This window comes from Pseudomonas sp. GL93 (genome assembly GCF_003408955.1).
Taxonomy (GTDB): Bacteria; Pseudomonadota; Gammaproteobacteria; order Pseudomonadales; family Pseudomonadaceae; genus Aquipseudomonas; species Aquipseudomonas paracarnis.
In genome coordinates, this window is sequence record NZ_NKRF01000017.1 from 43,188 (window position 1) to 65,983 (window position 22,796).

At 54.7% G+C, this 22,796-nt stretch carries 33 protein-coding genes; all 33 read right to left on the reverse strand.

What is annotated here, in order from left to right; translation table 11 throughout:
- Window positions 1-152: 152 nt before the first annotated feature.
- Window positions 153-539, reverse strand: coding sequence for a 50S ribosomal protein L17 (gene rplQ, locus CER19_RS04320; RefSeq protein WP_003176402.1), 387 nt, complete (start codon window positions 537-539; stop codon window positions 153-155).
- A gap of 41 nt (window positions 540-580) precedes the next feature.
- Window positions 581-1,582 (reverse strand): DNA-directed RNA polymerase subunit alpha, encoded by a 1,002-nt coding sequence (gene rpoA / locus CER19_RS04325; protein ID WP_003176403.1) that lies wholly within the window; start codon window positions 1,580-1,582, stop codon window positions 581-583.
- Between the two features lie 22 nt (window positions 1,583-1,604).
- Complete coding sequence (gene rpsD, locus CER19_RS04330) at window positions 1,605-2,225, reverse strand: 30S ribosomal protein S4 (RefSeq protein ID WP_003176404.1); 621 nt, start codon at window positions 2,223-2,225, stop codon at window positions 1,605-1,607.
- 18 nt (window positions 2,226-2,243) lie between these two features.
- Window positions 2,244-2,633 carry a 30S ribosomal protein S11 gene (gene rpsK, locus CER19_RS04335; RefSeq protein ID WP_002555466.1) on the reverse strand — a complete coding sequence of 130 codons (390 nt, stop codon included), beginning with the start codon at window positions 2,631-2,633 and terminating at the stop codon, window positions 2,244-2,246.
- A 30-nt stretch (window positions 2,634-2,663) separates the two neighbouring features.
- The gene (rpsM, locus tag CER19_RS04340) at window positions 2,664-3,020 is read right to left on the reverse strand and encodes a 30S ribosomal protein S13 (RefSeq protein ID WP_003194635.1); all 357 of its coding nucleotides are present in this window, start codon (window positions 3,018-3,020) and stop codon (window positions 2,664-2,666) included.
- A gap of 129 nt (window positions 3,021-3,149) precedes the next feature.
- Complete coding sequence (rpmJ, locus tag CER19_RS04345) at window positions 3,150-3,266, reverse strand: 50S ribosomal protein L36 (RefSeq protein ID WP_002555468.1); 117 nt, start codon at window positions 3,264-3,266, stop codon at window positions 3,150-3,152.
- A 28-nt stretch (window positions 3,267-3,294) separates the two neighbouring features.
- Window positions 3,295-4,623, reverse strand: a complete 1,329-nt coding sequence (secY, locus tag CER19_RS04350; RefSeq protein WP_003194637.1) for a preprotein translocase subunit SecY — start codon at window positions 4,621-4,623, stop codon at window positions 3,295-3,297.
- Window positions 4,624-5,061, reverse strand: a complete 438-nt coding sequence (gene rplO / locus CER19_RS04355; protein ID WP_003176407.1) for a 50S ribosomal protein L15 — start codon at window positions 5,059-5,061, stop codon at window positions 4,624-4,626.
- 3 nt (window positions 5,062-5,064) lie between these two features.
- A complete protein-coding gene (gene rpmD, locus CER19_RS04360) occupies window positions 5,065-5,241 on the reverse strand; it encodes a 50S ribosomal protein L30 (RefSeq protein WP_003176408.1) in 177 nt (58 codons plus the stop codon).
- A gap of 2 nt (window positions 5,242-5,243) precedes the next feature.
- Window positions 5,244-5,744, reverse strand: coding sequence for a 30S ribosomal protein S5 (gene rpsE / locus CER19_RS04365; RefSeq protein WP_003176409.1), 501 nt, complete (start codon window positions 5,742-5,744; stop codon window positions 5,244-5,246).
- 3 nt (window positions 5,745-5,747) lie between these two features.
- On the reverse strand, window positions 5,748-6,098 hold the full coding sequence (gene rplR, locus CER19_RS04370; RefSeq protein ID WP_003186037.1) for a 50S ribosomal protein L18: 351 nt from the start codon (window positions 6,096-6,098) through the stop codon (window positions 5,748-5,750).
- Between the two features lie 10 nt (window positions 6,099-6,108).
- The gene (gene rplF / locus CER19_RS04375; protein ID WP_003194640.1) at window positions 6,109-6,642 is read right to left on the reverse strand and encodes a 50S ribosomal protein L6; all 534 of its coding nucleotides are present in this window, start codon (window positions 6,640-6,642) and stop codon (window positions 6,109-6,111) included.
- 12 nt (window positions 6,643-6,654) lie between these two features.
- Window positions 6,655-7,047 carry a 30S ribosomal protein S8 gene (gene rpsH, locus CER19_RS04380; RefSeq protein ID WP_003176413.1) on the reverse strand — a complete coding sequence of 131 codons (393 nt, stop codon included), beginning with the start codon at window positions 7,045-7,047 and terminating at the stop codon, window positions 6,655-6,657.
- A gap of 208 nt (window positions 7,048-7,255) precedes the next feature.
- Window positions 7,256-7,561 (reverse strand): 30S ribosomal protein S14, encoded by a 306-nt coding sequence (rpsN, locus tag CER19_RS04385; RefSeq protein ID WP_003176414.1) that lies wholly within the window; start codon window positions 7,559-7,561, stop codon window positions 7,256-7,258.
- Window positions 7,562-7,574: 13 nt separating this feature from the next.
- Window positions 7,575-8,114: a 50S ribosomal protein L5 gene (rplE, locus tag CER19_RS04390; RefSeq protein WP_003194642.1), complete on the reverse strand. Its 540-nt coding sequence runs from the start codon at window positions 8,112-8,114 to the stop codon at window positions 7,575-7,577.
- Window positions 8,115-8,136: 22 nt separating this feature from the next.
- Window positions 8,137-8,451 (reverse strand): 50S ribosomal protein L24, encoded by a 315-nt coding sequence (rplX, locus tag CER19_RS04395; protein ID WP_003176416.1) that lies wholly within the window; start codon window positions 8,449-8,451, stop codon window positions 8,137-8,139.
- Window positions 8,452-8,462: 11 nt separating this feature from the next.
- The gene (gene rplN, locus CER19_RS04400; RefSeq protein ID WP_002555479.1) at window positions 8,463-8,831 is read right to left on the reverse strand and encodes a 50S ribosomal protein L14; all 369 of its coding nucleotides are present in this window, start codon (window positions 8,829-8,831) and stop codon (window positions 8,463-8,465) included.
- Window positions 8,832-8,854: 23 nt separating this feature from the next.
- On the reverse strand, window positions 8,855-9,121 hold the full coding sequence (gene rpsQ, locus CER19_RS04405; RefSeq protein ID WP_003194644.1) for a 30S ribosomal protein S17: 267 nt from the start codon (window positions 9,119-9,121) through the stop codon (window positions 8,855-8,857).
- A 2-nt stretch (window positions 9,122-9,123) separates the two neighbouring features.
- The gene (gene rpmC / locus CER19_RS04410; RefSeq protein ID WP_002555481.1) at window positions 9,124-9,315 is read right to left on the reverse strand and encodes a 50S ribosomal protein L29; all 192 of its coding nucleotides are present in this window, start codon (window positions 9,313-9,315) and stop codon (window positions 9,124-9,126) included.
- Window positions 9,315-9,728, reverse strand: coding sequence for a 50S ribosomal protein L16 (rplP, locus tag CER19_RS04415; RefSeq protein ID WP_003176421.1), 414 nt, complete (start codon window positions 9,726-9,728; stop codon window positions 9,315-9,317). Before rplP ends, rpmC begins: the two co-directional genes overlap by 1 nt.
- Window positions 9,729-9,740: 12 nt before the next feature.
- Complete coding sequence (rpsC, locus tag CER19_RS04420) at window positions 9,741-10,427, reverse strand: 30S ribosomal protein S3 (RefSeq protein ID WP_003176422.1); 687 nt, start codon at window positions 10,425-10,427, stop codon at window positions 9,741-9,743.
- A 13-nt stretch (window positions 10,428-10,440) separates the two neighbouring features.
- Window positions 10,441-10,773 carry a 50S ribosomal protein L22 gene (rplV, locus tag CER19_RS04425; protein WP_003103908.1) on the reverse strand — a complete coding sequence of 111 codons (333 nt, stop codon included), beginning with the start codon at window positions 10,771-10,773 and terminating at the stop codon, window positions 10,441-10,443.
- Window positions 10,774-10,784: 11 nt separating this feature from the next.
- On the reverse strand, window positions 10,785-11,060 hold the full coding sequence (gene rpsS, locus CER19_RS04430) for a 30S ribosomal protein S19 (RefSeq protein WP_002555486.1): 276 nt from the start codon (window positions 11,058-11,060) through the stop codon (window positions 10,785-10,787).
- A gap of 16 nt (window positions 11,061-11,076) precedes the next feature.
- Window positions 11,077-11,901: a 50S ribosomal protein L2 gene (rplB, locus tag CER19_RS04435; RefSeq protein ID WP_003186055.1), complete on the reverse strand. Its 825-nt coding sequence runs from the start codon at window positions 11,899-11,901 to the stop codon at window positions 11,077-11,079.
- Between the two features lie 14 nt (window positions 11,902-11,915).
- Window positions 11,916-12,215, reverse strand: coding sequence for a 50S ribosomal protein L23 (gene rplW, locus CER19_RS04440; protein WP_002555488.1), 300 nt, complete (start codon window positions 12,213-12,215; stop codon window positions 11,916-11,918).
- The gene (gene rplD, locus CER19_RS04445; RefSeq protein WP_003176424.1) at window positions 12,212-12,814 is read right to left on the reverse strand and encodes a 50S ribosomal protein L4; all 603 of its coding nucleotides are present in this window, start codon (window positions 12,812-12,814) and stop codon (window positions 12,212-12,214) included. The genes rplW and rplD overlap by 4 nt, the downstream gene beginning before the upstream one ends.
- A gap of 12 nt (window positions 12,815-12,826) precedes the next feature.
- Window positions 12,827-13,462, reverse strand: coding sequence for a 50S ribosomal protein L3 (gene rplC / locus CER19_RS04450; RefSeq protein WP_003194649.1), 636 nt, complete (start codon window positions 13,460-13,462; stop codon window positions 12,827-12,829).
- A gap of 81 nt (window positions 13,463-13,543) precedes the next feature.
- Window positions 13,544-13,855 (reverse strand): 30S ribosomal protein S10, encoded by a 312-nt coding sequence (gene rpsJ, locus CER19_RS04455; RefSeq protein ID WP_003186070.1) that lies wholly within the window; start codon window positions 13,853-13,855, stop codon window positions 13,544-13,546.
- A gap of 157 nt (window positions 13,856-14,012) precedes the next feature.
- Window positions 14,013-15,206, reverse strand: coding sequence for an elongation factor Tu (tuf, locus tag CER19_RS04460; RefSeq protein WP_003176426.1), 1,194 nt, complete (start codon window positions 15,204-15,206; stop codon window positions 14,013-14,015).
- Between the two features lie 30 nt (window positions 15,207-15,236).
- Window positions 15,237-17,342 (reverse strand): elongation factor G, encoded by a 2,106-nt coding sequence (gene fusA / locus CER19_RS04465; RefSeq protein ID WP_003194651.1) that lies wholly within the window; start codon window positions 17,340-17,342, stop codon window positions 15,237-15,239.
- Window positions 17,343-17,372: 30 nt separating this feature from the next.
- The gene (rpsG, locus tag CER19_RS04470) at window positions 17,373-17,843 is read right to left on the reverse strand and encodes a 30S ribosomal protein S7 (RefSeq protein WP_002555493.1); all 471 of its coding nucleotides are present in this window, start codon (window positions 17,841-17,843) and stop codon (window positions 17,373-17,375) included.
- A 118-nt stretch (window positions 17,844-17,961) separates the two neighbouring features.
- A complete protein-coding gene (gene rpsL, locus CER19_RS04475; protein WP_002555494.1) occupies window positions 17,962-18,333 on the reverse strand; it encodes a 30S ribosomal protein S12 in 372 nt (123 codons plus the stop codon).
- A gap of 216 nt (window positions 18,334-18,549) precedes the next feature.
- The gene (gene rpoC, locus CER19_RS04480) at window positions 18,550-22,749 is read right to left on the reverse strand and encodes a DNA-directed RNA polymerase subunit beta' (protein WP_116665532.1); all 4,200 of its coding nucleotides are present in this window, start codon (window positions 22,747-22,749) and stop codon (window positions 18,550-18,552) included.
- Window positions 22,750-22,796 lie beyond the last annotated feature (47 nt).

The following is a 22,796-nucleotide window of genomic DNA, read 5'->3' on the forward strand; positions in this document are numbered from 1 at the left end:
CATTAAATTGCAGGCGTCGATAGAGAATAACTAACAGCACTCCGTTCGCTATAGTGCAGCGCCCGGCCTACGGAAGCTTGTATAAATTGCGCTTTTGTTACGCGCACAAAAAACCGGGCACTAGGCCCGGTTCTTCGTTGCAGCTTGTCGTCTTACTCGGCGCTTACAGCTTCGCCGGCAGTAGCACGATCAACCAACTCGACGTACGCCATAGGCGCGTTGTCGCCAGCGCGGAAACCGCACTTGAGGATGCGCAGGTAGCCACCCTCACGGGTAGCGTAACGCTTGCCCAGGTCGTTGAAGAGCTTACCAACGATAGCTTTCGAACGAGTACGGTCGAAAGCCAGACGGCGGTTAGCCAGGCTGTCTGTCTTGGCCAAAGTGATCAGCGGCTCAGCAACGCGACGCAGTTCTTTAGCTTTCGGCAGTGTAGTTTTGATCAGCTCGTGCTCGAACAGCGACACCGCCATGTTTTGGAACATGGCCTTGCGGTGCGAGCTGGTACGGCTCAGGTGACGACCACTTTTACGATGACGCATGGTTCATTCCTTACCAAACTCACGTTCGGTGATTACGACGATCAGGCAGTCGCCTTGTCGTCCTTCTTAAGACTTGCAGGCGGCCAGTTGTCGAGGCGCATGCCGAGGGACAGACCGCGGGAGGCCAGAACGTCCTTGATTTCAGTCAAGGATTTCTTGCCCAGGTTCGGAGTCTTCAACAGTTCTACTTCGGTGCGCTGGATCAGGTCACCGATGTAGTAAATGTTTTCCGCCTTAAGGCAGTTAGCCGAACGTACAGTCAGTTCCAGATCGTCAACCGGGCGAAGCAGGATCGGATCGATCTCGTCTTCTTGCTCGATTACCACTGGTTCGCTGTCACCTTTGAGGTCGACGAACGCAGCCAACTGCTGTTGCAGAATGGTTGCAGCGCGGCGGATAGCCTCTTCAGGATCCAGGGTACCGTTGGTTTCCAGATCAATAACCAGCTTGTCCAGGTTAGTACGCTGCTCGACACGGGCGTTTTCCACCACGTATGCGATACGGCGAACCGGGCTGAACGAAGAGTCAAGCTGCAAGCGACCAATGCTGCGGCTTTCGTCTTCATCGCTCTGACGCGAGTCGGCCGGTTCATAACCACGACCACGAGCTACAGTGAGCTTCATGTTCAGGGCGCCGTTAGACGCCAGGTTAGCGATTACGTGATCGGGGTTAACGATCTCGACATCATGATCCAGCTGAATATCGGCAGCGGTAACCACCCCCGAACCCTTCTTCGACAAGGTCAGCGTAACTTCGTCACGGCCGTGCAGCTTGATAGCCAGACCTTTAAGGTTCAACAGGATTTCAATTACGTCTTCCTGTACACCTTCGATGGCGCTGTACTCGTGGAGCACACCGTCAATCTCGGCCTCGACTACTGCACAGCCGGGCATTGAGGACAACAGGATGCGGCGCAGCGCGTTGCCCAGGGTGTGGCCAAAACCACGCTCGAGAGGCTCGAGAGTAATTTTGGCGCGGGTTGGACTGACAACCTGCACATCAATGTGGCGGGGTGTCAGGAACTCATTTACCGAAATCTGCATGGATGCACCTATTTTCTAGCCCTTACTTGGAGTAGAGCTCGACAATCAGGCTTTCGTTGATGTCGGCGGACAGATCACTGCGAGCAGGAACGTTCTTGAAAACGCCCGACTTCTTCTCAGTGTCTACTTCTACCCATTCTACGCGGCCACGTTGGGCACACAGATCGAGAGCTTGGACAATGCGAAGTTGGTTTTTTGCTTTCTCGCGAACTGCGACCACGTCACCAGCACGAACCTGGTAGGACGGAACGTTTACGGTCTGACCGTTAACGCTGATCGACTTGTGCGATACCAGCTGACGGGATTCGGCACGAGTCGAACCAAAGCCCATACGGTATACAACGTTGTCCAGACGGCATTCGAGCAGTTGCAGCAGGTTTTCACCGGTTGCACCTTTCTTGCCAGCAGCTTCTTTGTAGTAGCCGCTGAACTGACGCTCGAGAACGCCGTAGATACGACGGACCTTCTGCTTTTCACGCAGTTGGGTGCCGTAGTCGGACTGGCGACCGCGGCGTTGGCCGTGGATACCAGGTGCTGCTTCAATGTTGCACTTCGATTCGATCGCGCGCACGCCGCTCTTCAGGAAGAGATCGGTGCCTTCGCGACGAGCGAGTTTGCATTTTGGACCAATGTAACGAGCCATTCTTTACAATCTCCTGGATTACACGCGGCGCTTCTTCGGCGGACGGCACCCGTTGTGCGGGATTGGCGTCACGTCGGTGATGCTGGCGATCTTATAGCCACAGCCGTTCAAAGCACGGACAGCAGACTCACGACCTGGACCTGGACCCTTGACGTTAACGTCGAGGTTTTTCAGGCCGTATTCCAGCGCAGCTTGACCAGCACGTTCAGCAGCTACTTGAGCAGCAAACGGGGTGGACTTGCGGGAACCGCGGAAACCCGAACCACCGGAGGTAGCCCAAGAAAGCGCGTTACCTTGACGGTCGGTGATGGTCACGATTGTGTTGTTAAAAGATGCATGGATGTGGGCGATGCCATCAACCACTGTCTTTTTAACTTTTTTACGAGGACGAGCAGCAGGTTTTGCCATGATAATTTTCCTGTCGATTCGCTGGGGCGATTACTTGCGGATCGGCTTACGCGGACCTTTACGGGTACGCGCGTTAGTCTTGGTACGCTGACCGCGTACTGGAAGACCACGACGATGACGCAGACCGCGATAGCAACCGAGGTCCATCAAACGCTTGATTTTCATGTTGATTTCGCGACGCAGGTCACCTTCAGTGGTGAACTTCGCCACTTCGCCACGCAGCTGTTCAATCTGCTCGTCGCTCAGATCCTTGATCTTAGCGGCTGGGTTTACCCCAGCAACTGCGCAAATTTTCTGCGCAGTAGTGCGACCAACACCATAGATGTAGGTCAGCGAGATAACAGTGTGCTTGTTATCTGGAATGTTAACGCCTGCAATACGGGCCATTCAGTGGGACTCCAATTGACAGCTACCTACGCCCCGGAAGCCAAGAAATAGGGCGCGAGATAATATCGCTGTAATAACAAATAATCAACCCGGCAGCGCACTAGCTGCCGGGCTTCAAGCGGATCACACTCAGCCTTGGCGCTGTTTGTGACGCGGTTCCGCGCTGCAAATTACTCGAACAACACCTTCGCGGCGAATAATCTTGCAGTTACGGCACAGCTTTTTCACCGATGCACGAACTTTCATCACCAACTCCTCGAACCTTATGGGGTACTCAGCGCAACATGCCGCTGCCGTAGCCCTTCAGGTTGGCTTTCTTCATCAGGGATTCGTACTGGTGCGAAACGAGGTGCGATTGTACTTGGGACATGAAGTCCATCACAACCACGACCACGATCAGCAACGAGGTCCCGCCAAGGTAGAACGGAACGTTTGCTGCAACCACCAGGAACTGGGGCAACAAGCACACGGCCGTCATATATAGAGCACCGAACAGGGTCAAACGGGTCAGAACGCCATCAATATAGCGTGCCGACTGCTCACCTGGACGGATGCCCGGAATAAAGGCACCGGACTTCTTCAGGTTTTCCGCTACGTCTTTCGGATTGAACATCAACGCCGTATAGAAGAAGCAGAAGAAAATAATCCCTGCACTAAACAGCAGAATATTCAACGGCTGACCAGGAGCGATCGACTGAGAGAGGTCCTGCAACCAGCCCATATTTTCGGACTGACCAAACCAGGTACCCAACGAAGCCGGAAACAGCAAGATGCTGCTCGCGAAAATTGCCGGAATAACACCGGCCATATTCACTTTCAGCGGCAAGTGGCTGGTCTGCGCAGCAAAGACCTTACGGCCCTGCTGACGCTTGGCGTAGTGAACAGCAATACGACGCTGGCCACGCTCAATGAACACCACAAAACCGATAATCGCTACTGCCAGCAAACCGATGGCAACCAAGGCGAAGATATTGATATCACCCTGACGCGCAGACTCGAAAGACTGCCCGATTGCTCTCGGAAGACCGGCGACGATACCTGCGAAAATCAACATCGAGATACCGTTGCCAACACCACGCTCAGTAATCTGCTCACCCAGCCACATCATGAACATCGCACCAGCCACAAACGTGGATACTGCGACGAAATGGAAGCCAAAGTCACCAGTGAACGCAACGCCCTGCCCTGCCAGGCCAACGGACATGCCGATAGCTTGAACCAGGGCGAGGACGACAGTGCCGTAGCGGGTGTACTGGCTAATCTTGCGACGGCCAGCTTCACCTTCCTTCTTCAACTGCTCCAGCTGCGGGCTGACGGCTGTCATCAGTTGCATGATGATCGATGCCGAAATGTACGGCATGATCCCCAGTGCAAAGATGCTCATCCGCTCCAGCGCGCCGCCGGAAAACATGTTGAACAAGCTAAGAATGGTCCCCTCATTCTGTCGAAACAGGTCTGCGAGTCGGTCCGGGTTGATACCTGGAACCGGGATGTGTGCGCCTATTCGGTAGACGATAATCGCCAGGAACAGAAAACGCAGACGAGCCCAAAGTTCAGACATACCGCCTTTGCCGAGCGCTGAGAGAGCACCTTGCTTAGCCATTTATTCCTCGAACTTGCCGCCAGCTGCTTCGATAGCCGAACGCGCACCTTTGGTGGCGCCGATTCCCTTGCCGATAGTGACAGCGCGAGTCACTTCACCGGACAGCATGATTTTCACACGCTGTACGTTGACGTTGATCACGTTGGCATCTTTCAGGGTCTGCACAGTAACGATGTCGCCTTCCACTTTAGCCAGCTCGGACAGACGCACTTCTGCGCGGTCCATGGCTTTCAGGGATACGAAACCGAACTTAGGCAGGCGACGATGCAGCGGCTGTTGACCGCCTTCAAAGCCTGGAGCAATGGTGCCACCGGAGCGGGAGGTTTGACCCTTGTGGCCACGGCCACCGGTCTTACCCAAACCACTACCGATACCACGGCCCGGACGATGCTTTTCGCGACGGGAACCCGGCGCTGGACTCAGATCATTGAGTTTCATCGATTAACCCTCTACACGCAGCATGTAGTAAGCCTTGTTGATCATCCCGCGATTCTCGGGAGTATCCTGGACTTCTACAGTGTGACCGATGCGACGCAGACCCAAACCTTTAACGCACAATTTGTGGTTAGGGATGCGGCCGGTCATGCTTTTGATCAGCGTTACTTTAACGGTAGCCATGATCAGAAGATCTCCTTGACAGTCAGACCACGCTTGGCAGCGATGGACTCAGGAGATTGCATAGCCTTCAGACCCTTGAAAGTGGCGTGAACCACGTTTACCGGGTTAGTCGAGCCGTAGCACTTGGCCAGAACGTTCTGAACGCCAGCAACTTCGAGGACAGCACGCATAGCGCCGCCAGCGATGATACCGGTACCTTCAGAAGCAGGCTGCATGTACACCTTCGAAGCGCCGTGAGCGGACTTCATTGCGTACTGCAGAGTGGTGCCGTTCAGATCAACTTGGATCATGTTGCGACGAGCAGCTTCCATTGCCTTCTGGATCGCGGCAGGCACTTCACGTGACTTGCCACGGCCGAAGCCAACACGCCCTTTACCATCACCCACCACGGTCAACGCGGTGAAAGTGAAGATACGGCCGCCTTTAACGGTTTTGGCTACGCGGTTAACTTGAACCAGCTTCTCAATGTAGCCTTCGTCGCGCTTTTGGTCGTTATTTGACATAACTTAGAACTCCAGCCCAGCTTCACGAGCAGCATCAGCCAGCGCTTTCACGCGGCCGTGGTACTTGAAGCCAGAGCGGTCGAAAGCCACTTGCGAGACGCCAGCGGCCTTAGCACGCGTAGCGACCAGCTGGCCAACCTTTGTGGCCGCGTCGATGTTGCCAGTGGCACCATCACGCAGTTCTTTATCCAAAGTCGAGGCGCTTGCCAGGACTTTGTTGCCGTCGGCCGAGATGACCTGGGCGTAGATGTGCTGCGACGAGCGGAACACGCAGAGACGCACGACTTCGAGTTCGTGCATTTTCAGGCGTGCTTTGCGAGCGCGACGCAGTCGAGTAACTTTTTTGTCGGTCATTTGCTATGCCCTACTTCTTCTTGGCTTCTTTACGACGGACGACTTCGTCCGCGTAGCGCACACCTTTGCCTTTGTACGGCTCTGGTGGACGGAAGTCGCGGATCTCAGCGGCCACTTGACCTACCAGCTGCTTATCGATGCCCTTGATCAGGATATCGGTCTGGCTAGGAGTCTCAGCAGTGATGCCCGCTGGCAGTTCGTAATCCACTGGGTGCGAGAAGCCAAGGGCAAGGTTCAAAACCGTGCCTTTTGCTTGCGCTTTGTAACCAACACCGACCAGCTGGAGCTTGCGCTCGAAGCCTTGGCTTACGCCTTGGACCATGTTGTTTACCAACGCACGCGTGGTACCGGCCATTGCGCGAGTTTGTTGATCGCCATTGCGAGCAGCGAAACGCAGCTCACCAGCTTCTTCAACGATCTCAACGGACGAATGGATGTTCAGTTCAAGAGTACCCTTGGCACCCTTCACCGAAAGCTGTTGGCCTGCGAATTTGACTTCGACACCGGCTGGCAGCTTAACGGGGTTCTTAGCGACGCGAGACATGCTTATCCCCCCTTAGAACACAGTGCAAAGAACTTCGCCGCCGACACCGGCAGCGCGCGCAGCACGATCCGTCATCACACCTTTGTTGGTGGAGACGATAGACACGCCCAGACCGCCACGAACTTTCGGCAGATCCTCAGCGGACTTGTACTGACGCAGGCCTGGACGGCTAACGCGCTTCACTTCCTCGATGACCGAACGGCCTTCGAAGTACTTCAGCTCGATGGACAGCAGTGGTTTGATTTCGCTGCTGATCTGATAACCCGCAATGTAGCCTTCGTCTTTCAGGACTTTGGCAACAGCTACCTTCAACTTGGAAGATGGCATGCTTACGACGGACTTTTCAGCCATCTGGGCATTACGGATACGAGTTAGCATGTCCGCTAACGGGTCCTGCATACTCATGGGCTAGACGCTCCTAATACAAAAAAATTAGCCTTGCGGCTACATATGTCGCCGAGAATCTCCGAGCACAAAAAACACGGGCTCAGGCGAGCCGCGTATTTTAGACATACTCCAGAAATGAAACAAGCCCCAAAAGGGGCTTGATCCAGATTCAAGGTCACCGGTGGTCAGTATCTTGCGATTCCGACCACCTGGACGTTGAAAGTACTTACCAGCTGGCTTTAACCAGACCTGGTACGTCACCACGCATTGCCGCTTCACGCAGTTTGTTACGGCCGAGGCCGAACTTGCGGTAAACGCCGTGTGGACGACCGGTCAGGCGGCAGCGGTTACGCATGCGCGAAGCGCTTGCGTCACGTGGCTGCTTCTGCAGAGCAACTGTAGCTTCCCAGCGCGCTTCTGGACTTGCGTTCAGATCAACGATGATTGCTTTCAGTGCTGCACGCTTCTTGGCGTACTTGGCAACCGTGAGCTGACGCTTCAGCTCGCGGTTTTTCATGCTCATCTTGGCCATGGTCCTACTCCAATCAGTTGCGGAACGGGAATTTGAAAGCACGCAACAGGGCGCGACCTTCATCATCGTTCTTGGCAGTGGTGGTCAGGGTGATGTCCAGACCGCGGAGAGCATCGATCTTGTCGTAGTCGATTTCCGGGAAGATGATCTGCTCTTTCACGCCCATGCTGTAGTTACCACGACCATCGAAGGACTTGGCATTCAGGCCGCGGAAGTCGCGAACCCGAGGCAGGGAGATCGACAGCAGACGATCCAGGAATTCGTACATACGCTCACGGCGCAGAGTCACTTTGACGCCGATCGGCCAACCTTCACGGACTTTAAAGCCAGCGATGGATTTCCGAGCGTAAGTCACAACGACTTTTTGACCGGTGATCTTTTCCAGGTCGGCAACAGCGTGCTCGATGACTTTTTTGTCGCCGATCGCTTCGCCCAGACCCATGTTCAGGGTGATTTTGGTGACGCGCGGAACTTCCATCACGTTCCCGAGCTTAAGTTCTTCCTTAAGCTTAGGGGCGATTTCCTTCCGGTAAATCTCTTGTAGTCGTGCCATGGTCTAATCTACCTAGCAGTGTTCAAGCATCAACCGCTTTTTGGGTCGACTTGAAGACACGAATTTTCTTACCGTCTTCTACTTTGAAACCAACGCGGTCAGCCTTGTTGGTTTCGCCGTTGAAGATGGCGACGTTAGAAGCATCCAGCGGAGCTTCTTTCTCGACGATACCGCCCTGCACGCCCGACATCGGGTTAGGCTTGGTATGACGCTTGACCAGGTTCAGACCACCGATAACCAGACGGTTATTAGCGAGAACCTTAAGCACCTTACCGCGCTTACCTTTGTCTTTGCCGGCGATCACGATGATCTCGTCGTCACGACGAATCTTTTGCATGTCGGATCTCCTTACAGCACTTCTGGGGCGAGCGAGACGATCTTCATGAACTTCTCAGTACGAAGTTCACGGGTCACTGGCCCAAAGATACGGGTGCCGATCGGCTCTTGCTTGTTGTTCAGAAGAACAGCAGCGTTGCCATCAAAGCGGATAATGGAGCCATCAGCACGACGTACGCCGTGACGAGTGCGGACTACAACAGCAGTCATCACTTGGCCTTTTTTCACCTTACCGCGAGGAATTGCTTCCTTCACGGTAACTTTGATGATGTCACCGATACCAGCGTAACGACGATGGGAGCCACCCAGCACCTTGATGCACATAACACGGCGAGCGCCGCTGTTATCGGCCACATCGAGCATGGATTGAGTCTGAATCATATAATTTCTCCGACCCCTAGTCCTTAGACTTCCACAGCGCGTTCGAGAACATCAACCAGCGCCCAAGACTTGGTCTTGGCCATCGGACGAGTTTCACGAATAGTGACTTTGTCGCCGATGTGGCACTGATTGGTTTCGTCGTGCGCGTGCAGCTTAGTCGAACGCTTAACATATTTACCGTAGATCGGGTGCTTAACGCGACGCTCGATCAAAACGGTGATGGTTTTGTCCATCTTGTCGCTGACAACACGGCCAGTCAGCGTACGGACAGTCTTTTCGGCTTCAGCCATGATCACTTACCTGCCTGCTGGTTGAGCACAGTCTTCACGCGAGCGATGTCACGCTTAACTTGCGAGAGCAGATGAGACTGCCCCAACTGGCCAGTTGCTTTCTGCATACGCAGATTGAACTGGTCGCGCAGCAGGCCGAGCAGTTGCTCGTTCAGCTGCTGTGCGGATTTTTCACGAAGTTCATTCGCTTTCATCACATCACCGTCCGTTTAACAAAGGAGGTGGCGAGCGGCAGCTTTGCAGCAGCCAGGGCGAAAGCCTCACGCGCCAGCTCTTCAGAAACACCCTCGATTTCATACAGGACTTTGCCTGGCTGAATCTGGGCTACCCAGTATTCCACGTTACCCTTACCTTTACCCATCCGAACCTCGAGAGGTTTTTTGGAGATCGGCTTGTCCGGGAATACACGGATCCAGATCTTGCCGCCACGTTTTACGTGACGGGTCAGAGCACGACGCGCTGACTCGATCTGACGAGCGGTGAGACGACCACGAGCTACAGACTTCAGCGCGAACTCGCCGAAGCTGACTTTGCTACCGCGCTGAGCCAGACCACGGTTGTGGCCTGTCATCTGCTTGCGGAACTTCGTACGCTTAGGTTGCAACATTTGGCGTACCCCTTACTTAGCAGCTTTTTTACGAGGCGCTGGTGCTTGTGGTTTCAGTTCTTCTTGGCGACCACCAATTACTTCGCCTTTGAAGATCCAAACCTTTACACCGATCACACCGTAAGTGGTGTGAGCTTCGTAGTTGGCATAGTCGATGTCGGCACGCAGGGTGTGCAGTGGCACACGACCTTCGCGATACCATTCAGTACGTGCGATTTCAGCACCGCCGAGACGACCGCTCACTTGGATTTTGATGCCTTTGGCACCAATGCGCATGGCGTTCTGTACGGCGCGCTTCATAGCGCGACGGAACATTACGCGACGCTCCAGCTGCTGAGCTACGCTCTGCGCAACCAGCATACCGTCGAGCTCCGGCTTGCGGATCTCTTCGATATTGATGTGCACAGGCACACCCATTTGCTTGGTCAGGTCCTGACGCAGTTTCTCAACATCTTCACCTTTCTTCCCGATAACGATACCTGGACGAGCGGTGTGGATGGTGATACGTGCAGTTTGGGCCGGACGATGGATATCGATACGGCTTACGGACGCGCTTTTTAGTTTGTCTTGGAGATACTCACGCACCTTCAGATCAGCGAACAAGTAGTCCGCATAAGTCCGACCGTCTGCGTACCAGACGGAGGTGTGCTCCTTGACGATTCCCAGGCGAATGCCAATGGGATGTACTTTCTGACCCATCTCTTCGACTCCGTTACTTGTCAGCAACCTTGACAGTGATATGGCAAGACCGCTTGACGATGCGATCAGCACGGCCTTTGGCACGTGGCATGATGCGCTTCAGCGAACGCCCTTCGTTGACGAAAACGGTGCTGACCTTCAGGTCATCAACGTCTGCGCCTTCGTTATGCTCGGCGTTGGCTACGGCCGACTCCAGCACTTTCTTCATGATCTCGGCGGCTTTCTTACTGCTGAAAGCCAACAGGTTGAGCGCTTCGCCCACCTTCTTCCCGCGGATCTGGTCGGCGACCAAGCGGGCTTTCTGGGCGGAGATTCGAGCGCCCGACAACTTAGCGGCTACTTCCATTTCCTAACCCCTTAACGCTTGGCTTTCTTGTCTGCCACGTGCCCACGATAAGTGCGGGTACCGGCAAACTCGCCCAGTTTGTGGCCGACCATGTCTTCGTTAACGAGAACTGGGACGTGTTGACGACCGTTGTGTACTGCGATGGTCAGACCGACCATTTGTGGCAGGATCATCGAACGACGCGACCAGGTCTTAACTGGTTTGCGATCGTTCTTTTCCGCCGCCACTTCGATCTTCTTCAGTAGGTGAAGATCAATAAAAGGACCTTTTTTCAGAGAACGTGGCACTGTCGTATCCCTCTATTTACTTGCGACGACGGACGATCATTTTGTCGGTACGCTTATTACCACGAGTCTTCGCGCCCTTAGTCGGGAAGCCCCATGGCGATACCGGATGACGACCACCAGAGGTACGACCTTCACCACCACCGTGTGGGTGGTCAACCGGGTTCATGGCAACACCACGAACGGTTGGGCGAACGCCACGCCAGCGTTTGGCACCAGCTTTACCCAACGAACGCAGGCTGTGCTCGGAGTTCGAGACTTCGCCCAGGGTCGCACGGCATTCAGCCAGTACTTTACGCATCTCACCAGAACGCAGACGCAGGGTCACGTAGACACCTTCACGAGCGATCAGCTGAGCCGAAGCACCAGCGGAACGAGCGATTTGCGCGCCTTTACCTGGCTTCAATTCGATGCCGTGTACGGTGCTACCAACTGGAATGTTACGCAGTTGCAGAGCGTTGCCCGGCTTGATCGGTGCCAGAGCACCTGCGATCAGCTGGTCGCCAGCACTCACGCCTTTAGGGGCGATGATGTAGCGACGCTCGCCATCTGCGTACAGCAGCAGAGCGATGTGAGCAGTACGGTTTGGATCGTATTCGATACGCTCGACAGTGGCAGCGATGCCATCTTTGTCGTTGCGACGGAAGTCGACCAGACGATAATGCTGCTTATGGCCACCACCAATGTGACGAGTGGTAATACGACCATTGTTGTTACGACCACCAGACTTCGATTTCTTCTCGAGCAGCGGTGCGTGAGGAGCGCCTTTATGCAGCTCCTGGTTGACCACCTTGACCACAAAACGGCGGCCAGGGGAAGTCGGTTTGCATTTAACGATTGCCATGATGCACCCCTTCCTTACTCAGCACTGCTGCTGAAATCGAGATCTTGGCCTGGCTGAAGGGAGATAACTGCCTTCTTCCAGTCATTACGCTTGCCCAGACCGCGAGCAGTGCGCTTGCTCTTACCCAGAACGTTCAGGGTAGTAACACGCTCTACTTTCACGCTGAACAGGCTTTCGACGGCCTTCTTGATTTCCAGCTTGGTTGCGTCAGTTGCAACCTTGAAAACGAACTGGCCTTTCTTGTCAGCCAGAACCGTAGCCTTTTCGGAAACGTGCGGGCCAAGCAGAACTTTAAATACGCGTTCCTGGTTCATCCCAGCAGCTCCTCGAATTTCTTCACGGCCGACACGGTGATCAACACCTTGTCGTATGCGATCAGACTAACTGGATCGGAACCTTGCACGTCACGTACATCAACGTGTGGCAGGTTGCGAGCAGCCAGGTACAGGTTCTGATCAACAGCTTCGGACACGATCAAAACGTCGGTCAGGCTCATGTTGTTCAGTTTGCCCAGCAGATCTTTGGTTTTTGGACTTTCAACAGCGAAGTCCTGAACCACGACCAGACGATCAGTACGCACGAGTTCAGCAAGGATGGAGCGCAGTGCTGCGCGGTACATCTTCTTGTTGAGCTTCTGAGAGTGATCCTGTGGACGAGCTGCGAAAGTGGTACCGCCGCCACGCCAGATTGGGCTACGGATAGTACCGGCACGAGCACGGCCAGTGCCTTTCTGACGCCAAGGGCGCTTACCGCCACCACGTACGTCGGAACGGGTCTTTTGCTGCTTGCTACCTTGACGGCCGCCGGCCATGTAGGCCACGACTGCTTGGTGAACGAGCGTCTCGTTGAATTCGCCGCCAAATGTCAGTTCGGAAACTTCGATCGCTTGAGCGTCATTTACATTTAATTGCATGTCAGCTTCCCCTTAACCGCGAGCCTTGGCCGCTGGACGTACAACCAGGTTGCCGCCAGTAGCGCCAGGAACAGCACCCTTGACCAACAACAGATTGCGTTCAGCGTCGACGCGCACTACTTCGAGGGACTGCACGGTCACGCGCTCAGCGCCCATATGACCGGACATTTTTTTGCCCTTGAATACACGACCAGGAGTCTGGCACTGGCCAATAGAGCCCGGGACGCGGTGGGAAACGGAGTTACCGTGAGTGTTGTCTTGACCACGGAAATTCCAACGCTTGATCGTACCCTGGAAGCCTTTACCTTTGGACTGACCGGTCACATCGACCAGTTGACCAGCGGCGAAGATTTCAGCGTTGATCAGATCGCCAGCCTGGTAGTCGCCGTCTTCAAGACGGAACTCCATGACAGTACGACCAGCTGCAACGTTTGCTTTAGCGAAGTGACCTGCTTGAGCAGCAGTCACGCGCGAAGCACGACGCTCGCCGACAGTGACTTGCACTGCACGATAGCCATCGGTTTCTTCAGTTTTGAACTGGGTGACGCGATTCGGCTCGATCTCAATGACCGTGACCGGAATGGAGACACCTTCTTCGGTGAAAATACGGGTCATACCGCATTTACGACCGACTACACCAATAGTCATGTTGTAAACCTCATGAGTGTACGGGGCTTTCACCCGCTATGGCCGCCCATTTCAGAGCGTTACACGACTAAGACCCAAGTCTTAGCCGAGGCTGATCTGTACTTCCACACCGGCCGCCAGATCGAGCTTCATAAGTGCATCAACGGTTTTATCCGTTGGCTGGACGATGTCCAGTACGCGCTTATGAGTACGGATCTCGTACTGGTCACGCGCGTCTTTGTTGACGTGCGGGGAGACCAGAACGGTGAACCGCTCTTTACGGGTAGGCAGTGGAATTGGACCACGCACTTGAGCACCAGTACGTTTCGCGGTTTCCACGATTTCCTGGGTGGATTGGTCGATCAGGCGATGGTCAAAAGCCTTCAACCTGATACGGATTTGCTGATTTTGCATTGGATTTCAGACTCCGGCTGCTATTCCCACCGGGCGCAATACGCCCGTTAAAAGGAGGCGCAATTCTATAGACGCCCTAGATAGGTGTCAACCCAATAAAAAAGCCCCCGCTAAGCGGGGGCTTTCTCAAAACATCAAAGCTCACTCAAAAGAGAGATTACTCGATGATTTTAGCTACAACGCCAGCACCAACGGTACGGCCGCCTTCACGGATTGCGAAACGCAGACCGTCTTCCATAGCGATGGTTTTGATCAGGGTGACAACCATTTTGATGTTGTCGCCTGGCATTACCATTTCTACGCCTTCCGGCAGTTCGCAGTTACCAGTCACGTCAGTAGTACGGAAGTAGAACTGTGGACGGTAGCCTTTGAAGAACGGAGTGTGACGACCGCCTTCTTCTTTGCTCAGTACGTACACTTCAGCTTCGAACTTGGTGTGCGGCTTAACCGAACCTGGCTTGACCAGAACCTGGCCACGCTCAACGTCGTCACGCTTGGTACCACGCAGCAGAACGCCGCAGTTCTCGCCAGCACGACCTTCGTCGAGCAGTTTACGGAACATTTCAACACCGGTGCAGGTGGTGACGGTAGTGTCACGCAGACCAACGATTTCCAGTGGATCTTGAACCTTGACGATACCGCGCTCGATACGACCAGTTACAACAGTACCGCGACCGGAGATCGAGAATACGTCTTCGATTGGCATCAGGAACGGCTTGTCGATAACACGGACTGGATCTGGGATGTAGCTGTCCAGAGTCTCAACCAGTTTACGAACGGACGTGGTGCCCATTTCGTTGTCGTCTTTGCCTTCCAGAGCCATACGAGCAGAACCGATGATGATCGGAGTGTCGTCACCTGGGAAGTCGTAAGTGCTCAGCAGATCGCGCACTTCCATCTCAACCAGTTCCAGCAGCTCAGCGTCGTCTACCAGGTCAGCCTTGTTCAGGTAAACCACGATGTACGGAACGCCTACCTGACGGGACAGCAGGATGTGCTCACGGGTTTGTGGCATCGGACCATCAGCGGCCGAGCAAACCAGGATTGCGCCGTCCATTTGGGCAGCACCGGTGATCATGTTCTTCACATAGTCAGCGTGACCTGGGCAGTCAACGTGAGCGTAGTGACGGATCAGCGAGTTGTATTCAACGTGCGCGGTGTTGATGGTGATACCACGAGCTTTCTCTTCTGGCGCGCTGTCGATTTTATCGAAATCAACGATTGCGGAACCGAATACTTCGGAGCAAACGCGAGTCAGAGCAGCAGTCAGAGTGGTTTTACCGTGGTCAACGTGACCGATGGTGCCAACGTTGACGTGCGGTAGGGAACGATCAAATTTTTCTTTAGCCACGACAATTAACTCCTTGCCTAAAGGACTGAATCAGCCTTGTTTTTTGGATACAGTTTCAGCGATGTGCGCCGGAGCTGTGTTGTATTTTTTGAATTCCATAGAGTAGCTTGCGCGACCCTGGGACATGGAACGAACGTCGGTCGCATAACCGAACATCTCGCCCAGCGGAACCTCGGCGCGAATCACTTTGCCGGAAACCGTGTCTTCCATACCCAAGATCATGCCGCGACGACGGTTAAGGTCGCCCATGACATCACCCATATAGTCTTCAGGTGTAACAACTTCTACCGCCATGATTGGCTCAAGCAACTCACCACCGCCCTTCTGGGCCAGTTGCTTGGTTGCCATGGAAGCAGCCACCTTAAACGCCATCTCGTTGGAGTCGACGTCGTGGTAAGAACCGTCAAAAACGGTTGCTTTCAGGCCGATCAGCGGATAGCCGGCAACAACACCGTTCTTCATCTGCTCTTCGATACCCTTCTGGATAGCAGGGATGTATTCCTTAGGAACAACACCACCTACTACTTCGTTCACGAATTGCAGACCTTCCTGACCTTCGTCAGCAGGAGCAAAACGGATCCAGCAGTGACCGAACTGACCACGACCGCCGGACTGACGAACGAACTTGCCTTCGATTTCACAGTTCTTCGTGATGCGCTCACGATAGGAAACCTGAGGCTTACCGATGTTGGCTTCGACGTTGAACTCACGGCGCATCCGGTCAACCAGGATGTCCAGGTGCAGCTCGCCCATGCCGGAGATGATCGTTTGACCAGTCTCTTCATCAGTCTTGACACGGAAAGATGGATCTTCCTGAGCAAGCTTGCCCAGAGCGATACCCATTTTTTCCTGGTCATCCTTGGTCTTAGGCTCTACGGCAACCGAAATAACCGGCTCCGGGAAGTCCATGCGAACCAGGATGATTGGCTTGGCAGCGTCGCACAAAGTTTCACCAGTGGTGACGTCCTTCATGCCGATCAGGGCCGCGATGTCACCAGCGCGTACTTCCTTGATCTCTTCACGGGCGTTTGCGTGCATTTGCACCATACGACCCACGCGCTCTTTCTTGCCTTTAACCGAGTTGATCACACCGTCGCCGGAGGCCAACACGCCCGAGTAAACGCGGACGAAGGTCAAAGTACCCACGAATGGGTCGGTAGCAATCTTGAACGCCAGAGCCGAGAACGGCTCGTTGTCATCGGCGTGACGCTCCATTTCTTCTTCCTCGTTATCAGGGTTGGAACCCTTGATAGCAGGAATGTCAGTTGGAGCAGGCAGGTAGTCGATAACGGCGTCGAGAACCAGGGGAACACCCTTGTTCTTGAACGAGGAACCGCAAACAGCCAAGACGATCTCACCAGCGATAGTACGCTGACGCAGAGCGGCCTTGATTTCCACGTTGGTGAGCTCTTCACCTTCGAGGTACTTGTTCATCAGCTCTTCGCTGGCTTCGGCTGCAGCCTCCACCATGTTGTTGCGCCACTCGTCAGCCAGCTCCTGAAGCTCTTCAGGGATAGGCTTGCGAACAGGAACCATACCTTTGTCGGAATCGTTCCAGTAAACAGCTTCCATGTTGATCAGATCGATCTGACCCTGGAAGTTGTCTTCGGAACCGATAGCCAACTGGATAGGCACCGGAGTGTGACCCAGACGCTGCTTGATCTGACCGATCACGCGCAGGAAGTTGGCGCCAGCACGGTCCATCTTGTTTACATAAACAAGACGTGGAACACCGTACTTGTTGGCTTGACGCCATACGGTTTCCGACTGAGGCTCAACACCCGAGGTGCCGCAGAACACAACGACAGCGCCGTCGAGTACGCGCAGGGAACGTTCAACTTCAATGGTGAAGTCTACGTGGCCCGGGGTATCGATTACGTTGAAGCGATGCTCGTCTTTGTACTGCTTCTCGGAACCCTTCCAGAAGGCGGTAATAGCAGCAGAAGTAATGGTAATACCACGCTCCTGCTCCTGAACCATCCAGTCTGTGGTCGCGGCGCCGTCATGCACCTCGCCCATTTTGTGACTTTTGCCGGTGTAAAACAGTACGCGCTCGGTGGTGGTGGTTTTACCAGCATCCACGTGAGCGACGATACCGATGTTACGGTAGCGGCTAATCGGAGTAGTACGAGCCATAAAGCCCTCGCAAAATTAGTGAAGCTAAAATTAGAAGCGGTAGTGCGAGAAAGCTTTGTTGGCTTCAGCCATACGGTGCACGTCTTCACGCTTCTTAACAGCAGCACCTTTACCTTCAGCAGCGTCCAACAGTTCGCCGGCCAAACGCAGAGCCATAGACTTCTCGCCGCGCTTACGGGCGAAGTCTACCAACCAGCGCATTGCCAGAGCGTTACGACGGGACGGGCGAACTTCAACCGGAACCTGGTAAGTAGCACCGCCTACACGGCGCGACTTCACTTCGACCAGCGGAGCGATGGCGTCGAGAGCTTTCTCGAAGATTTCCAGGGGGTCGCTGTTCTTGCGTTCTTTAACCTTTTCCAGCGCGCCATAAACGATACGCTCGGCAACGGCTTTCTTGCCGCTTTCCATCACGTGGTTCATGAACTTGGCCAGGATTTGGCTTCCGTATTTTGGATCGTCAAGCACTTCGCGCTTGGCTGCTACGCGTCTTCTTGGCATGGATAAGCCCTCAAACGGTCTTCAGGTTCGCTCGGAATCGGTGCCCTTTCGGGACGCCTCCGACCTTACTCTTATCGACTCAGAAAATAAGATGATTCAGGTTTACAAAAAGCCGCTACTACTTAGGCTTCTTGGTACCGTACTTCGAACGACCCTGGTTACGACCTTTAACGCCGGAAGTATCCAAAGAACCGCGTACGGTGTGATAACGAACACCTGGCAAGTCTTTTACACGACCGCCGCGGATCAGTACCACGCTGTGCTCTTGCAGGTTGTGGCCTTCACCACCGATGTACGAGGAAACCTCGAAACCGTTGGTCAGACGCACACGGCATACTTTACGCAGTGCCGAGTTAGGTTTTTTCGGCGTGGTGGTATACACACGGGTGCATACGCCACGACGTTGCGGGCAGTTCTGCAGCGCAGGTACGTCGGATTTCTCGACGATACGCTTACGCGGCTGACGTACCAGCTGGTTGATAGTTGCCATCTACTAGCTCCACTGTTGTCTTGCGACGCTATTGTCTTGCAAGAAAAGCAAAATGGCAGGAACGAATTCCCGCCAAATTTAGGGGTACAAGAGTCTAAAGAGGATCTTGTCCCCAGTCAAGGCAAGGCCCCGACCTCCCCTCTCGTCGAACCGGGGCAAAAATGCCTCGATCCGACGAACGGGAGTGCCAGGGCCCAGACTCATCTATCGCAGAACTCAGTTACCGCTTGAGTTCAGCGCTTCGGTCAGTGCAGCTTCCACTTCACTGGCGCTTACGCGCAGCGGCTTGTCAGCATCACGGCGACGCTTACGCTCGCTGTGGTAAGCCAAACCGGTACCTGCCGGGATCAGACGACCCACGACCACGTTTTCTTTCAGGCCGCGCAGGTAATCGCGCTTGCCGGTTACCGCTGCTTCGGTCAGTACGCGAGTGGTCTCCTGGAAGGAGGCCGCCGAGATGAACGACTCAGTGGACAACGACGCCTTGGTGATACCCAGCAACACGCGAGTGAACTTGGAGACAAATTTCTCTTCGTTCGCCAGGCGCTCGTTTTCTACCAGTACGTGAGTCAGTTCCATCTGGTCGCCCTTGATGAAACTGGAATCGCCGGATTCAGCGATTTCAACTTTACGCAGCATCTGACGCAGAATGGTCTCGATGTGCTTGTCGTTGATCTTCACGCCTTGCAGACGGTAAACGTCCTGGATCTCGTTAACGATGTACTTGGCCAACGCACTCACACCCAGCAGACGCAGGATGTCGTGTGGATCGCTCGGGCCGTCGGAGATAACTTCGCCGCGGTTTACCTGTTCGCCTTCGAACACGTTCAGGTGACGCCACTTCGGAATCAGCTCTTCATACGGATCGCTACCGTCGTTCGGAGTAATGACCAGACGGCGCTTGCCCTTGGTCTCTTTACCGAACGCGATGGTGCCGCTGACTTCAGCCAGAATCGACGCTTCTTTCGGACGACGAGCTTCGAACAAGTCGGCAACACGCGGCAGACCACCGGTGATGTCACGGGTCTTCGAAGTTTCTTGCGGGATACGCGCGATAACATCACCGATCGCGATCTTCGCACCATCCGCTACACCGACCAGGGCGTTGGCTGGCAGGAAGTACTGAGCGATTACGTCAGTGCCTGGCAGCAACAGATCCTTGCCGTTGTCATCAACCATCTTCACGGCAGGACGGATGTCTTTACCGGCAGCTGGACGATCTTTGGCGTCGAGTACTTCAATGTTGGTCATACCGGTCAATTCGTCAGTCTGACGCTTGATCGTGATGCCTTCTTCCATGCCCACGTAGGTCACGGTACCTTTCATTTCGGTAACGATTGGGTGAGTGTGCGGATCCCACTTGGCCACGATTGCGCCAGCGTCGACCTTGTCACCTTCTTTAACCGAAATCACAGCACCGTACGGCAGCTTGTAACGCTCGCGCTCACGACCGTAGTCATCAGCGATTGCCAGCTCACCGGAACGGGACACAGCAACCAGGTGGCCATCCACTCGCTCAACGTGCTTGAGGTTGTGCAGGCGGACGGTACCGCCATTCTTCACCTGAACACTGTCGGCTGCGGAGGTCCGGCTTGCCGCACCACCGATGTGGAACGTACGCATGGTCAGCTGGGTACCCGGCTCACCGATGGACTGGGCAGCGATAACGCCGACCGCTTCACCGATGTTTACCTGGTGACCACGAGCCAAGTCACGGCCGTAGCACTTGGCGCAAATGCCATAGCGGGTTTCGCAGCTGATCGGCGAGCGAACGATCACTTCGTCGATGCTGTTGAGTTCGATGAACTCGACCCACTTTTCGTCAACCAGGGTGCCGGCAGGAACGATAACTTCCTCGGTACCTGGCTTGAACACGTCACGGGCAATCACACGACCCAATACGCGCTCACCCAGTGGCTCTACAACGTCACCGCCTTCAATGTGCGGAGTCATCAGCAGGCCGTGCTCGGTGCCGCAATCGATCTCGGTTACAACCAGATCTTGTGCAACGTCTACCAGACGACGAGTCAGGTAACCGGAGTTAGCGGTTTTCAACGCGGTATCCGCAAGACCCTTACGAGCACCGTGAGTGGAGATGAAGTACTGGAGTACGCTCAAACCTTCACGGAAGTTCGCAGTAATCGGCGTTTCGATGATGGAACCGTCCGGCTTGGCCATCAGGCCACGCATACCGGCGAGCTGACGGATCTGCGCAGCAGAACCCCGTGCGCCCGAGTCGGCCATCATGTACATCGAGTTGAAAGACTCTTGATCGACTTCGACGCCATGACGGTCGATGACTTTCTCTTTCGAGAGGTTGGCCATCATCGCCTTGGACACTTCGTCGTTGGCCTTGGACCAAAGGTCGATCACTTTGTTGTACTTCTCGCCCTGGGTTACCAGGCCGGAGGCGTACTGGCTCTCGATCTCTTTCACTTCGTCAGTAGCAGCACTGATGATGCGAGCTTTTTCATCCGGAATAACGAAGTCGTTAACGCCGATGGAAACGCCGGAGATAGTCGAGTAAGCGAAACCTGTGTACATCAACTGGTCAGCGAAGATAACGGTCTCTTTCAAACCAACCACGCGGTAGCACTGGTTGATCAGCTTGGAGATCGCCTTTTTCTTCATCGGCAGGTTGACGACGTCGTACGACAGACCTTTTGGCACAACCTGGTACAACAACGCACGGCCGACAGTGGTGTCGACGATACGGGTGTTGCTCACGCTGCCGCCGTCACGATCGTTGACGGTTTCGTTGATCCGCACTTTGACCTTGGCGTGCAGTGCGGCTTCGCCAGCACGGAACACACGGTCAACTTCCTGCAGGTCAGCGAACACACGACCTTCGCCTTTGGCGTTAATCGCTTCACGAGTCATGTAGTACAGACCCAATACAACGTCCTGCGACGGAACGATGATTGGCTCACCGTTGGCTGGCGACAGGATGTTGTTGGTCGACATCATCAACGCACGCGCTTCCAACTGGGCTTCCAGTGTCAGCGGTACGTGCACGGCCATTTGGTCGCCGTCGAAGTCGGCGTTGTACGCAGCACAGACCAGAGGGTGCAGCTGGATAGCCTTACCTTCGATCAGTACAGGTTCAAACGCCTGGATACCCAGACGGTGAAGGGTCGGTGCACGGTTGAGGAGAACCGGGTGTTCGCGAATCACTTCAGCGAGAACGTCCCAAACCTCTGGCAGTTCGCGCTCGACCATTTTCTTGGCCGCTTTGATGGTGGTCGCGAGACCGCGCATTTCCAGCTTGCCGAAGATGAACGGCTTGAACAGCTCGAGTGCCATCTTCTTAGGCAGACCGCACTGATGCAGACGCAGGGTCGGGCCTACGGTAATTACCGAACGACCGGAGTAGTCAACACGCTTACCGAGCAAGTTCTGACGGAAACGACCTTGCTTACCCTTGATCATGTCAGCCAGGGATTTCAAAGGACGCTTGTTCGAACCGGTGATAGCGCGGCCACGACGACCGTTGTCGAGCAGGGCATCGACCGCTTCTTGCAACATACGCTTTTCGTTGCGCACGATGATGTCCGGAGCGGACAGATCAAGCAGGCGCTTCAAGCGGTTGTTACGGTTGATCACGCGACGGTACAGGTCGTTGAGGTCGGACGTCGCGAAACGGCCACCGTCCAACGGTACCAGCGGACGCAGGTCTGGCGGCAGAACCGGCAGAACGGTCAGCACCATCCACTCTGGCAAGTTGCCGGAACCCTGGAAGGCTTCCATCAACTTCAGACGCTTGGACAGTTTCTTGATCTTGGTTTCGGAGTTGGTTTGCGGAATCTCTTCGCGCAGGCGACCAATCTCGTGCTCCAGGTCGATAGCGTGCAGCAGTTCGCGGACAGCTTCGGCACCCATGCGGGCATCGAAATCGTCGCCGAACTCTTCCAGCGCTTCGAAGTATTGCTCGTCGTTCAGCAACTGACCTTTTTCAAGGGTGGTCATGCCTGGGTCGATAACGACATAGCTCTCGAAGTAGAGAACACGTTCGATATCACGCAGGGTCATGTCCATCAGCAAGCCGATACGGGACGGCAGCGATTTCAGGAACCAGATGTGGGCAACCGGGGAAGCCAGTTCGATGTGCGCCATGCGCTCACGACGAACTTTGGCCAGCGCGACTTCAACGCCACACTTCTCGCAGATCACACCACGGTGCTTCAAGCGCTTGTACTTACCGCACAGGCACTCGTAATCCTTTACCGGGCCAAAGATCTTGGCGCAGAACAGGCCGTCACGCTCAGGTTTGAACGTACGGTAGTTGATGGTTTCCGGCTTTTTAACTTCACCGAACGACCACGAACGGATCATCTCAGGCGATGCCAACCCAATACGGATGGCGTCGAACTCTTCGACTTGACCCTGGTTTTTCAGCAAATTCAGTAGGTCTTTCAAGGCCTTTCCTCCTGGCGGAGCAGAGAGCGGGCTAAACAGCCCCGCTC